The sequence below is a fragment of the Frankia sp. CcCS3 genome, assembly GCF_977927575.1.
Window position 1 is genome coordinate 1 of sequence record NZ_CDWRCL010000113.1, and the last position, 12,287, is coordinate 12,287.

Here is a 12,287-nt window from a genome sequence, read left to right on the forward strand (position 1 = left end):
GCGCAACGCCGGCCCCGGGACGCCGGCCCGCCGGCTGCGGCGCAGGTCGGCGCGCAGCCGCTCCAGGTCATGGTGCACCTGTTCCTCCAGCCGGGACAGCCGCCCCTGGGCCTGCCTCGCCACCAGCCGCGACATCTGCCCGGTGATCAGCGGAGACGTCGCCAACGTGCGGACACCCGTGACCATCACGGCCAGTCCGAGCACCTCACCGACCAACGCGAGGGGCGCCAGCCGCAGGTCGCCGCCCAGCAGGGCCACCCCGATCACCACCCCGGCCAGCGGCTCGCTGCTCACCGCGGCGGGCAGCGACGCCGGCAGCGGCGCCATCTCGTAGGCGCTCTGCAGCAGCAACGCACCGACGATCGCCGTGGCCACGACCGACCAGGGCTGCCAGGACACCAGGACCGCATCGATCCCGCGGGTGGTCAGCAGGTGACCGATGCTGCTGGTCAGGGCGGCCTGTATCGCGGACAGCAGGCCCACGGCCGTAGCCAGCATCGGGGCCCGCCGGGCAGCGGTGAGCCGCCGCGTCCCCCACACCGCACCGCACACCAGCCCGCCGGCCACCGCGCCGGTGAGGACCCAGCCGAACGTCGAAACGGCCCCCGGATCGCCCGGGTGCGGATCTCCGGCGATCAGGAAGAGCACGAGGCCACCGGCCGTCGCCGCGGCCGCCGCCCAGTCGCGGCGCGGCACCGCCCGCTGCGCCAGCAGGGCGGCGAGCGGCAGGGCGAACAGTAGCTGGCAGATCTGCAGGGATTCGACGAGGGCCACCGCGCCCCGGCTCAGCGCCGCCGCGGCCAGCACACTGCCGACCACCGCGACGGCGACCCCGACATCCCACCACGGTCGCCGCACCAACCACAGCAGCAGCCGCAGCCGCAGGACGTCATCGGGCGGCGCCCGGAAGGCAACCCGCTGCTGGATCACCGCGGCCACCGCGAAACACACCGCGGAACCGAGGCCGAGCAGATAGGTCGCCACTCCTCCTCTCCTCCTCGATCCCGCGACGTACCTTCCCGGGGAAGGCCAAGGCCTCACACGGCCGGCCCGGTGCGGTCCGGCAGCTCAGATCCCGCTCATCATGCCTGCCGGATCCAAGATCAGGGAAATGACCCCGGCCGGGACCACACCTTCGTCCGCCGCCGGGTAGCACGCCCGGGCTCGGACGGGGAGGTCACTCACGGCCGACGGCACGGGTCTGCTTGTGGAGCTGGTAGATCCAGGGCGGGATCGTCGCCCAGAACACAATGACGTTACCGATGATCACCCCTTTGGCTCCGCCGAGGAGGAGGCCCGTGACCGGGCCGGAGAGCAGGAAGGGCGTGAAGAAAAGATTGATCCAGAAGGTGAGCCTGGTCCGGCCGAAGGCGTAGAGCACGGCGACCGGTCCCACCGACAGCGCCGGCCCGGCCTGCGCGATCATCGCGAGGAGAAGGAGTTCACGGGTCTGGCTCCAGGTGTCGCCGAGCAGGGCCGCCCCGAAATCGTCGGGGAGGATCAGGAAGATGAGGGTCCACAGCACGCTGGAGGCAACCACCAGCGCGGACACGGCGTAGGCGGCGCGGATGATCCGACGGGCCGGGGCGCCCCTGCGGCGGGCGAACTCGGGGATCGCGAAGCTCATCAACGCGACGGCCAGGTTCGTCGTGGGGGCGAGCAGGGTCTGCAGACCGCGCAGAGCACCGACGAGCGATGGCGAGCCGATCCCGGCGATGATCAGAATCGACGTCTGCTGCGCCCCCTGGACCGTCACGAACTCGGCGGTCATGAAGCCGGCCGTCTCGCGGTGACCAGCGAACCAGGCGAGCGCCCGCCGCGGGGCGGGCCAGACCCGATGCTGCCCGATGCCGACCACCGCGGCCAGCGCCGCGGCGGCACCCCAGACGAGGACCATCACCGGCGCGCCGCCGGCCGCGGCCCGCCCGCCGATGGCCGCCTCCGGCCCGCCAATGGCCAGCAGGACGATGCCCACGCCCATCCCGGCCGCCCAGACGAGATCGTTGACGACGGCGCGGAGGGGGCGTCCCTGGGCGAACGACGTGTAGCGCCAGGCGTCCTGCACCAGCAGGGCCGGCATGACCACACCCATCGCGATCAGGTTCGTCCCGACCACGCCCTCGAGGACGCTACCGACCGCCATCAGGCCGGCGCCCACGACGGCACCGAGTACCAGGGCCAGGCCGGACGCGGCGCGAGCGGCGGCGCGGAACGCGGCCGGGGCGGCGGCGTAGCTGATCCCCAGGGGCGCCGTGGCAGCCGCGCGCGACAGGCCGACGACGATCGCGAAGATCGTGTAGGCAATCGCGAACGCACCGAACTCGGTCGGGTCGACCCGGCGGGCGATGATGAAGTTGATCGCCGCGTTGGTGCCACTCGACACGACCTGGTCGACGATCGTCCACAGCGCGTTGGTCCGGCCGCGGGACCGGGACGGGTACGGATCGGCCGCCGGTAGATCCGCTGCCGCTGGATCCGCCACCCCTGGACCCGCCGCGATCTGCTCACGCGTGTCACCGTTGGTCAGACCGTCGGTGACGGCGGGGCCGTCACGGTACGCCCACCGCGGTCCGCCCACGCCGATGACCCTATCGTGACGTAAAAGTCATCTTGGAATCCCCCGCCTCAGGCGGAGAGCCATCAAAGGCCGTCGGCGAGCTCGCGGATCTGCTCGATGAGACGCACCCGCTCCAGGTGTGTCGGCGCCACCGGATTGACCGCGAGCGTCGTGACCCCGGACTCCGCGAACACGGCGAGCCGCTCGGCCACCCAGCCGCGCGGCCCGATCAGGGAGAGCCTCTCCAGCAGGCCGGCCGGCACCGCGGCGGCGGCTTCCCCCTTACGGCCCGCGAGGTAGAGGTCCTGGACGAGCTTCGCCTCCGCGGCGTAGCCGTAGCGGTGGGCCAGGTCGTTGTAGAAGTTGCAGCCCCGCGCGCCCATGCCCCCCAGGTACAGCGCGACCTGCGGCCGGTCGGTGTCGCGCAGCGCGGTGACGTCGTCGCCGACGGCCAGGGAGGCCCCGGCCCAGACGTCCAGGGTGCCGAGCGCCGGGTCCCGCCTGGCCGTACCGGCCCGCACCGCCTCGCCCCACACCTCGTCCGCGCTGTCCGGCAGGTAGAAGGCGGGCATCCAACCCTCGGCGAGCTCGGCGGCGAGCTCGACGTTCTTCGGGCCGAGCGCGGCCAGCACGATCGGGATCCGGTCCCGCACCGGCCGGTTAATGATCTTCAAAGGCTTGCCGAGACCGGTCCCCCGCCCCGCGGCGAGCGGGATGTCGTAGTGACGGCCGTGGTACTCGAGGACCTCCCGGCGCCAGACCTTCCGGCAGATCTCGATGGTCTCGCGGGTCCGGCCCAGCGGGGCATCGTAGGGGACACCGTGGAAACCCTCGATGACCTGCGGCCCCGACGCGCCGATCCCGAGGGTGAACCGCCCGCGCGAGACGAAGTCGAGGCCCGCGGCGGTCATCGCGATGAGGCTCGGGGTGCGCGTGTAGAGCTGCATGATCCCCGAGGCGATCTCGACGCGCGAGGTCCGGGCGGCGAGGAACCCCAGCTGGCTGACCGCGTCGAAGCTGTAGGCCTCGGCGACCTGGATGACCTGGAGCCCGGCCTTCTCGTAGTCGGCGAGCCCCGAGACGGTCTCCTCGAAACCTCCGCTGTACCCCAGCGACATCGCGATGCGCACGTACGCCACCCCTCCGGCCAGCTCCCGCCACGGCCCCGTCGACCCTGGCGTCTCACCCCCTGAGTTTGACTCCGGCCGCGGTTCGGGCACCATCGATCACGTCCGGGGCGTCGGATTATGATCTCGTTCTTTTATGATCTTGAACGCGGATGCTCGTCAACACCGTTGATTATCTTGCTGTTCCCGTGCACCCGTCCGTGGCCTCGCCGGCCTCGCCAGGTTCGGCGTGGATGCGGCCGCGGGTGGCCCGCAACGGGCGGCCGCTCCCGCCCCACCGGTTCTGGATGATTTCCGCGGCGATGGAGACGGCTGTCTCCTCGGGCGTGCGCGCACCCAGATCCAGTCCGATGGGTGAGCGCAGCCGGGCCAGGTCTGGCTCGCTCACCCCGTCCTCGCGCAGCCGGCGCAGCCGGTCGGCGTGGGTGCGCCGCGACCCCATCGCCCCGACGTATCCGGCCGGGGAGCGCAGCGCCGCGCGCAGCACCGGGAGGTCGAATCTGGGGTCGTGGGTGAGGACGCAGATCACCGTGCGCGCGTCGACCTCGGTGCGGGCGAGGAACGCCGCCGGTCGCTCGCATACCACCTCGTGGGCGTCAGGGAACCGGCGAGGAGTGGCGAAGACCGGCCGCGCGTCGCACACCGTCACCCGGTAACCGAGGAAACGCCCGATGCGGACCACCGCGGCGGCGTAGTCGATCGCCCCGAAGACCAGCATCCGCGGCGGGGGCGCGAACGAACGGACGAACACCGGTACCGCGTCGGGTCGCCGCTGCCCGCGAGGGCCCTCCTGCCCGCGGCGACCCCCCTGCCCGTGGAGACCGTAGCGACGCAGGCCGCTGAGCCCGGCCGCGAGCATGCCACGGGCGTCGTCGACCGCGGCCTCGTCGAGCCCGGACACCTCGGACGCACCCGACGAACCGGCGGTCCGTTCCGGCCACACCACGACCTGGCTGCCCAGCCGCTCGCCACCGGCCACGGTCAGCAGGGCTACCGGCTCGTCGGCGGCGATCGCTGCAAGGACCGCGTCGAGCGGCGATGGCCCCAGGTCCGGCTGGCCCGGTGGGGGCGACAGATCTGACCCGTCGGGCAGGTGCGGCAGGTGCGGCGTAACAACGAGATCGATGACGCCGCCGCAGGTGAGCCCGGCGGCGAACACGTCGTCGTCGCAGATCCCGTAGGTCTCGAAGGCCGGCGCCCCCGTGCGGACCACCTCGGCGGCCACCTCGTACACGGCGCCCTCCACGCAGCCGCCGGACACACTGCCGACGACCTCGCCGTCGGCAGCCACGGCCATCGCCGCACCCGGCTGGCGCGGCCCGCTGCCCCGGACATCGACGACCGTGGCCACGGCGAACGCGGTGCCCGCCGCCCGCCACCGGCGCAGGGTACCGGCGATCTCGCGCACCGCCCCCACCTCCCCCGCCGACCGGGCGGACCCGCGGGCACGCGCGCCCCCGAGCCCTGGCGTCACCGCCACGATAGAAGCCGGCAAGGGCCGCAGGGACCTGACGGTCGCGATCATCACCGGTGCGGGCGGCACGTTCCGCTCCAGCATGGCGGACGCCGCAACGCCGCGTCCCGGTCCACCCGGTCCTGCTGGCCGCATCCCGGAACTCCAGCCATCCCGCCACGCGTGCCCGCCTAATTACGACATGCACCGTAATTCGAAGAGCCGAACTGTTCCGCACCCAAACCTGTTGTACGATGAATCCGCAACGAATTCTCCTTCTACGAGAAGGACAAGGAAATAACGACCATGACCACTATTGCCACCGAGGAGCGTATCTCCTGGCAGCGCGCGACAATCGAGGAGCACATCCGCCAGGAGAATGCCAAGGATTGGGAGAAGGTCTACGACACCTTCCTGCGCGACAAGCGCGCCTTCTACGACGTCGTCCCGCTAAACGCCCGCTACGAAGGAATCAACGGCGTTCAGGAGTTCTACGAAACGCTCGCTCTTGCCCTACCGGACTTCATCGTCACTGTCACCGGAGAATACGACCTCCCCGGCTACTCCTGGCGAGAGGTGACCCTGGCAGGGACACATCAGGGCGAGTTCGCCGGCATCGCCCCTCAGGGTCGTCCGGTTCATTTCGAAGGCGTTGTGCTTTACATCTTCAGTGACCAGGAACCGGACAAAATCATCGCCGAACGCGCGTACTGGGACAACGACTCGATCTTCCGTCAGATGAAGGGGGAGACCGATGCTCCGCGCGGCGGCGTGGGCCTGACTGACCGCGAACCCATCCGAACGGCCATCGCCTGACCCGAACCCGCGGGCAGGGCGCGCCCTCGTCGCGCGAGCACCGCCGTGCCTCTCCCTGGACGCGGCCCCTCCCTAAGGCCGGCAGCACCCCCGCCAAGACGCCGCCAACCAGGGAAAACGACGGCGTTCAGGACACCGGGGGCAGCTCAGGGGGCCGGGTGCAGCTCCGTGCGCAGCTCGTGGCTGCCGTCCGGCCGGGAGGCCTCGTAGTACAGCCGCCGGCCGCCGTCCAGGAGCTCGACCACGCTGACGTAGCGCAGGGCGCCGTCCCCGTCCGGACAGACCGCGACCGGCTCGGTGCCGACCGCGTGGAACCGGTCGACGGTCACCCCGACGGCGAGGCCGGTGCGTTCCGCCCAGTTCTCCGCCGCGGTGGCCCGACCGTCGTACAGGGCGACCGACTGGGAGCCGCCCGTGAGCACGGAACTGATCCGCACGCCGCGGGCGTCCCAGCAGCCGGGCCGGGGCGCCAGCGCCGTTCCGGTCCAGGTCCAGGTCATGCCGTCCGGGCTCGTGGCGTGGCGGCTGTCCATCCGGTCCGTCGCCAGCGGGTCGTCGAGCAGGTGGCAGGAGGCCCACAGATGCCACTGCCCGCCGTAATGGACCACGACCGGGTCCTTGACGGCGAGGCTGGCCGGATCTCCGGGCAGGACGGTGCGGCGGCGGGCCGGGTCGAACGCCGCGGGGTCGTCGGCCTCCAGCAGGTCCACCCACCAGTGCGGGCTGCCCGGAGCCGCGCAGCTCACATAGAGCCGCCATGATCCCTGCGGGGTCACCACCAGAGCGGGCCGCTCCAGGCTCTCGGCGCCGAACGGGTCCCGGGGCACGACGGCGATCTCGGTGAAGCTCTCCCCGTCGGTGGAGCGGGCGATGACGACGCCGAAACCCCGGCCGATCCCGATGGGACGGCGCAGCCGATAGGCCAGATAGAATACGCCATCCACCATAATGGCGCACGGCGCGCCGGCCCAGTACCCCGGGCCGTCACCGGGCGGCGCGACCACGGTCACGGCGGGCCTCAGTCCGGGGAGCGGTACGGTCGTCGCCACCAGGTGCTGTTTGCTCATTACCACGCAGCAACCCTACCGACGGGGTAAGGATGACGAACGTTCCGTTCCGTTCACGCCGTCCCGCCCTGACCGCTACCATCTTGAGGTCCCCGGTCGGATTACTGGAATATGTGAGGTGCGTGCCCCGGCCCCGGGGCTGCCTACGGCCGGATCCGCCCGCGGCCGACCCCAGTCGCCCACCGACCCCAGCCGTCCAGGAGCGCCCGTCATATGGCCCTTCCCGACTTCCTCGTGATCGGCGTGCCGAAAGCCGGAACGACGGCGCTGCACGCGGCACTCGTCCGGCACCCGGCGCTGTTCCTCCCGTCGGCGAAGGAGCCGAAGTTCTTCCTGTCACCGGGGCCGCCGCCGGCCCGGGGCGGCCCCGGTGACGCCCAGACGTACCAGGAGCACGTGTGGCGGCGGGCCGACTACGAGGCGCTGTTCGATGCCGCTCCGGCGGGGACGCTCAAGGGCGAGGCTACTCCGTTCTACCTCTACGACCTGGACGCCCAGAACCGGGTCAGGCGGTTCCTGCCGAAGGCGCGGATCATCGTCATGCTGCGCAACCCGGTCGACCGCGCGCATTCGAACTGGACCCATCTGTGGGCGGCGGGGCTGGAGCCGGAACGTGACTTCGTCCAGGCCTGTGCCCTGGAGCGTGAGCGCCGGGACGCCGGCTGGGCCCAGTTCTGGCACTGCGTCTCCCTAGGCCTGTACGGGGAGCAGCTCAGCCATCTGTTCACCCTGTTCTCCCGCGACCAGGTCCTGCTGCTGCGCTACCGGGACCTGCGCGACTCCCCCGCCGCCACGCTGGACCGGGTCTGCGAGTTCCTCGGCGTCGAGACGGGTCTGGTGGACCTGGTGCCCGCCGAGAACGTCACGCCGTTCGTCGCGGACACCCCCGTGAACAGCGTGCTGCGCGCGGCGCTGCGCACCGGCGGGCGGATCGGGCATCACTTCCCGGTTCCCGTGCGCAGGACCTTCCGCGGTCCGCTGCTCACCGCGTTGCAGCGGCAGAAGGGCGGGCGCCCGAAGCTCACCCCCGAGCAGCGCCGCGCCGTGCTGCCGTATTTCGTCGACGACATCGCCCGCCTCGAGGAGATCACCCGCCTGTCCTACGCCGACTGGCTCACCGTGGGCCTCGAACCCGAGGTCATCGACTGACGGGGCCGGCGACTGACGGGGCCGGCCGAGGTCAGCCGAGCGATCGTGGGTCGGCGGGCACGTCGACGGCGTGGGCGCGCAGCGCCTCCAGCGGGATGACCTCCAGGGCGCGTTCGTGCGTCGAGGCCAGCACGACAGGCGCGGCGGCCCCCGCCTCGTAGGCCTGCAGCCACCGCACCGCGACCACGCACCAGCGGTCACCCGGGCGCAGGCCGGGGAAGGAATACTCGGGTCGGGGCGTCGACAGGTCGTTGCCGACCTGCCGCTGGTGCCGTAGGAACTCGGTGGTGACCACCGCGCACACGGTATGGCTGCCGAGGTCCTCCGGACCGGTGCTGCAGCACCCGTCGCGGTAGAAGCCGGTCACCGGGTCGGTGCCGCAGGGCTCCAGTTCCCCACCGAGAACATTTCGTTCATCTGCCACATCGACAGTTTCTCCCACTCGTCCGGTGGCGACACGGCAACCACCCGGATCGGGCCCGCGAGGTCGCTCACCGCAGCTGTACGGGCAGCGCGTCGGCGTGCACGACGGTGAGGGCGCTCACGGCGCGGGTGAGGACGACGTAGAGCCGGCACAGCCCCTGCAACGGCCGCGCCTCACCCGCCACGATCGCGGCGGGTTCCACCACGATGACATGGTCGAACTCCAGTCCCTTGGCGAGCGAGGCGGGCACGAGGCAGGCCCGCCCGGGTGGGGTGTCCCCGTCGAGCGGGACGATCGGCAGCCGCGCGGCGTCCAGCGCCGCCGCGAGTGCCGCCACCTCACGGTCGGCGATGATGATCGCCAGCGAGCCGGGGTGGGGCAGGGTCCGGCGGGTGTGGTCGACCACCGCGGCGGTGAGCCCCTCCGGGGTGGTCGGGGCCGTCGTCAACGCGCCGCGCGTGGTCCGCGCCGAGATCGCCGGGCGCAGATCCGGGGCGATGTGGCGCAGGATCCGGTTCGCGAAGTCGAGGATCTCCGCGGGCACCCGGTAGCCGCGGGTCAGCACCTCCAGGTGCGCCGTGGGTTTGCCGAGATGGGCCAGCAACGTCGGCCACGAGGTCGCGGCCCAGCCGGTGGTGCCCTGGGCGATGTCCCCGAGGACGGTGGCGGAGCCGTCCGCGCAGCGGCGGCCGAGCGCGCGGCACTGCATCGCGGAGAGGCCCTGCGCCTCATCGATGATCACGTGCCCGAAGCCCGGTTCGCTCTCGATGAGGTCCCGGGCCTCATCGATGCAGAACGCGTCGGCGAGCGACCAGCGCGCCGTCCGGGCCCCGCCTCGCGGTGCGCCGGTCAGCAGCAGGCGCTGTTCGTCGCCGGTGAGCACCCCGCTGGCCGCCGACGCCAGGAACGCCGGGTCGGTGAGCAGGCGGTGCACCAGGCCCGGCGCGTCGGCCCGCGGCCAGACCGCCTCGACGGCCTCGCGGACGGCCCGGCCGCGGGCGAGGGTGCGCAGTGCCCCGTCGGTGAAGAAGTGTCCGCTCGCCTCGGCCCGGCGGCGGACAGACTCGGCGATCCGGCCGGCCAGGCGTGCCCGGGCGGTGCCGTAGCGCAACGCGCCCGCCCGCAGCTGCGCAATCAGGTCGGCGGCCAGGTCCGCGAACTCGTCGGCGCCGACCGTCCACCGGCCGACCCGGGTGTCCACGGAGACCGGCCGGGTGGGCAGGCGGATCGCCCCGTGCAACGCCCGACGGATCACCGTCGCCACCCGGGCGTCGCCCTTGAGCGCGGCCACGTCGTCGGGGTCCGTGCCACGCACGGCGACCGCGCCCACCACGTCGTCGAGGGTGCTGTGCCGCACCGTGAACTCCCCGAGGGAGGGCAGCACCGCGGCGATGTAGCCGAGGAAGGCGCGGTTGGGGCCGACGACGAGTACCCCGGAGCGCCGCAGCTGCTCGCGGTGGGCGTAGAGCAGATAGGCGGCCCGGTGCAGCCCCACGGCGGTCTTGCCCGTCCCCGGGGCGCCCTGGACGCACACGCTCACGGCGAGATCCGCCCGGACGATCTCGTCCTGCTCGGGTTGGATCGTCGCGATGATGTCGCGCATCGGCCCGGTGCGGGGCCGCTCGATCTCCCGGTCCAGCAGGCCGCCGGCCGGCCCGGTCGCCTCTCCCGGTGCCTTTCCCGCCGCCGGCTTTCCCGCCGCCGGGCGGCGGGGGACGAGCGGTTCGTCCTCGAACGCGGTGAGCTCCGCCCCGTCGTAGCCGAACCTGCGTCGGACCGTGAGCCCCATCGGGTCGCCCGGATGCGCCCGGTAGAACGGCCGGGCGACCTCGGTGCGCCAGTCGACGACCAGCGGATCGTCCCCGGCAGCCTCGCGCACGTGCCGCCGCCCGAGGTAAAATCGCTGGCCGGGGACCCGGGGCGCGTCGGGCCCGTAGTCGACCCGGGCGAAGAACAGCGGCGTCGAATCCTCCTGCTCGGTGAAGCTGGCGAGCCGCCGTTGCTTCGCCAGCTTCAGGTAGGCGTTCGTCACCTTGTCCACGACCGCGTCGCCCGCGGCGATCTCCGTTCCCTCGATCTCGGCCCGCATCCCCGCCAGCGCCCGCCGGCTGCGCCGGAGGTGCTCGCGTTCCGCGGCCAGCTCCGCGTCCGGTCCGGCCACCTCGACAGCCACCTCGACGGTCAGATCGACCGGATCCACATCCGGTTCGGCGTTCATGCTGTCGATCACCACCGAGCGCCCCTTTCTTAAGTCGGCAAGAAATGCTATCCGGGCGAGGACGGCACTCCCCGCGTTCCTTGAGGACCGAGACTGGCGGAGTCGCGCGTTCGACTCACATCCGGGACGGCGGGTCTATAGCGGTTCGTGACCGGATGGCATGCTGTAGGGCATGGGCGTGGATACGGGGATCCAACCCTCGGACGACGACACCGCGGGGGGCCGGCGAAGACGGACTTCTTCGTCTCCTACACCGCGGCCGATCAGCAGTGGGCGGAGTGGATCGCCTGGCAGCTGGAGGCGGCCGGCTACCGGGTACTGATCCAGGCCTGGGACTCCATCCCTGGCTCGATCTGGGCTTTCCGCATCCAGCAAGGCGTCACCGAGGCCGCGCGCACCATCGCCGTGCTCTCCGAGGCCTACCTGACCTCCGACCGCGTCCAGGCGAAATGGCGCGCCGTCCACGCCGCCGACCCGCTGGGCTTCGCCAGCAGGCTGATACCCGTCAAGATCACCGACTGCCCTCTGCCTGATCCGCATCCGCTCCGCCAGATCGTCTCGTTGGACCTGTTCGGCCTCGACGAGCCTGCCGCCACCACCCGCCTCACCAAGAAGATCAACTCTCTGCGCAAGAGCAGGGAAAAACCAAGCAAGGCGCCGCCCTTCCCTAAGCCTCCCTGGCCTGGCCCGGTTCCGCCTGTGGACCCATCACACAGTGGCCGCTCCACTATTGTCATTCGCGCTTGGCGGGGTGTCTGGCACTGGGTTCGTGCCCACCCGCGGCGGACCCTTGCCGTCGTGGTCGTGGTCGTGGTTGTGGTGACGACGTGGCCGCCCTGGCCGGGAGGCGATCCCGACCCCGCCCCACCATCCGGGCCGAAAATTGCTGCGATAGGCCAATGCGACAGTGTCTCGATCATGACTGGTCAGCCGGACAGCCCCTACAACAAGTACGGCGAGGCGCTGGCCGGTCTCCTCCGCACGGCCTACCCCGGCACGAAGGTGAACGTCGTAACGACGATCGGCAGCGCCCACAACCTGAACACCCTGCGCGACCCCAACGCACGCTGCAGCCTGTCGATCGTCCAGCTCACAACAGCGGTCGACGCCCGCTACGCTGTGTCGCAGTTCGCCGGCTCCCCGATAGACGAGTTGCGTTCGGTCGGACCGCTATGGTTCGACCTGCTGCAACTCGTCGTACGCCAAGGCTCCGACATCACTACCGCAGACCAGCTCTGCTCCGGAACACGCGTCGCCACCGGACTCCCGGACTCCGGAACCTTCCAGATCGGGCAGGTTCTCTTCCGCCAGATCCAGCTCGCCGCCGGCCCACAGCCCTCTGCCTGTTCCCTCACGCCTGCCACACCTGAGCCGATGACGCTGGTCAACGGCCTAGGGTCTGTTTGGTAAGTACGTCCCGGGGTTGGCCGTGGATCTGATGGTGATTTTCGGATTGCATGATCCGTTGTGTGGCGT

The 12,287-nt window shown here is 71.5% G+C and carries 10 protein-coding genes; 3 read left to right on the top strand and 7 right to left on the bottom strand.

The annotated features are described in order from the left end of the window. From AC08OQ_RS11680 to AC08OQ_RS11695, 4 genes are all read right to left on the bottom strand, one after another. Positions 1-984: DMT family transporter (locus AC08OQ_RS11680; protein WP_476605235.1), on the bottom strand; the 984-nt coding region annotated here is incomplete at its 3' end. Positions 985-1,177: 193 nt separating this feature from the next. Next, a complete protein-coding gene (locus AC08OQ_RS11685; protein WP_476600750.1) occupies positions 1,178-2,578 on the bottom strand; it encodes a hypothetical protein in 1,401 nt (466 codons plus the stop codon). Between the two features lie 62 nt (positions 2,579-2,640). Further along, positions 2,641-3,687, bottom strand: a complete 1,047-nt coding sequence (locus AC08OQ_RS11690; protein ID WP_476600765.1) for an LLM class F420-dependent oxidoreductase — start codon at positions 3,685-3,687, stop codon at positions 2,641-2,643. A 169-nt stretch (positions 3,688-3,856) separates the two neighbouring features. After that, positions 3,857-5,164, bottom strand: coding sequence for an XdhC family protein (locus tag AC08OQ_RS11695; protein ID WP_476612038.1), 1,308 nt, complete (start codon positions 5,162-5,164; stop codon positions 3,857-3,859). A 279-nt stretch (positions 5,165-5,443) separates the two neighbouring features. Here AC08OQ_RS11695 and AC08OQ_RS11700 point away from each other — a divergent pair, with 279 nt between their 5' ends. Beyond that, positions 5,444-5,953, top strand: coding sequence for an ester cyclase (locus AC08OQ_RS11700; RefSeq protein ID WP_476600756.1), 510 nt, complete (start codon positions 5,444-5,446; stop codon positions 5,951-5,953). Positions 5,954-6,099: 146 nt separating this feature from the next. On the opposite strand, the gene AC08OQ_RS11705 is transcribed toward AC08OQ_RS11700, so the two are convergent. Beyond that, positions 6,100-7,020, bottom strand: coding sequence for a glycoside hydrolase family protein (locus AC08OQ_RS11705; protein WP_476600758.1), 921 nt, complete (start codon positions 7,018-7,020; stop codon positions 6,100-6,102). Positions 7,021-7,233: 213 nt separating this feature from the next. Here AC08OQ_RS11705 and AC08OQ_RS11710 point away from each other — a divergent pair, with 213 nt between their 5' ends. Further along, a complete protein-coding gene (locus tag AC08OQ_RS11710) occupies positions 7,234-8,169 on the top strand; it encodes a sulfotransferase family protein (protein ID WP_476605237.1) in 936 nt (311 codons plus the stop codon). A 31-nt stretch (positions 8,170-8,200) separates the two neighbouring features. On the opposite strand, the gene AC08OQ_RS11715 is transcribed toward AC08OQ_RS11710, so the two are convergent. Further along, on the bottom strand, positions 8,201-8,593 hold the full coding sequence (locus tag AC08OQ_RS11715) for a DUF2237 family protein (RefSeq protein WP_011436808.1): 393 nt from the start codon (positions 8,591-8,593) through the stop codon (positions 8,201-8,203). A gap of 67 nt (positions 8,594-8,660) precedes the next feature. Next, on the bottom strand, positions 8,661-10,826 hold the full coding sequence (locus AC08OQ_RS11720) for a HelD family protein (protein ID WP_476600761.1): 2,166 nt from the start codon (positions 10,824-10,826) through the stop codon (positions 8,661-8,663). 132 nt (positions 10,827-10,958) lie between these two features. Here AC08OQ_RS11720 and AC08OQ_RS11725 point away from each other — a divergent pair, with 132 nt between their 5' ends. Beyond that, a complete protein-coding gene (locus AC08OQ_RS11725; protein ID WP_476605239.1) occupies positions 10,959-12,221 on the top strand; it encodes a TIR domain-containing protein in 1,263 nt (420 codons plus the stop codon). Positions 12,222-12,287 lie beyond the last annotated feature (66 nt).

Excerpts from the sequence above, each read along its gene's own strand:
- AC08OQ_RS11705 (WP_476600758.1), bottom strand. The coding sequence starts at position 7,020 with ATGAGCAAACAGCACCTGGTGGCGACGACCGTACCGCTCCCCGGACTG.
- AC08OQ_RS11700 (WP_476600756.1), top strand. The coding sequence starts at position 5,444 with ATGACCACTATTGCCACCGAGGAGCGTATCTCCTGGCAGCGCGCGACA.
- AC08OQ_RS11710 (WP_476605237.1), top strand. The coding sequence starts at position 7,234 with ATGGCCCTTCCCGACTTCCTCGTGATCGGCGTGCCGAAAGCCGGAACG.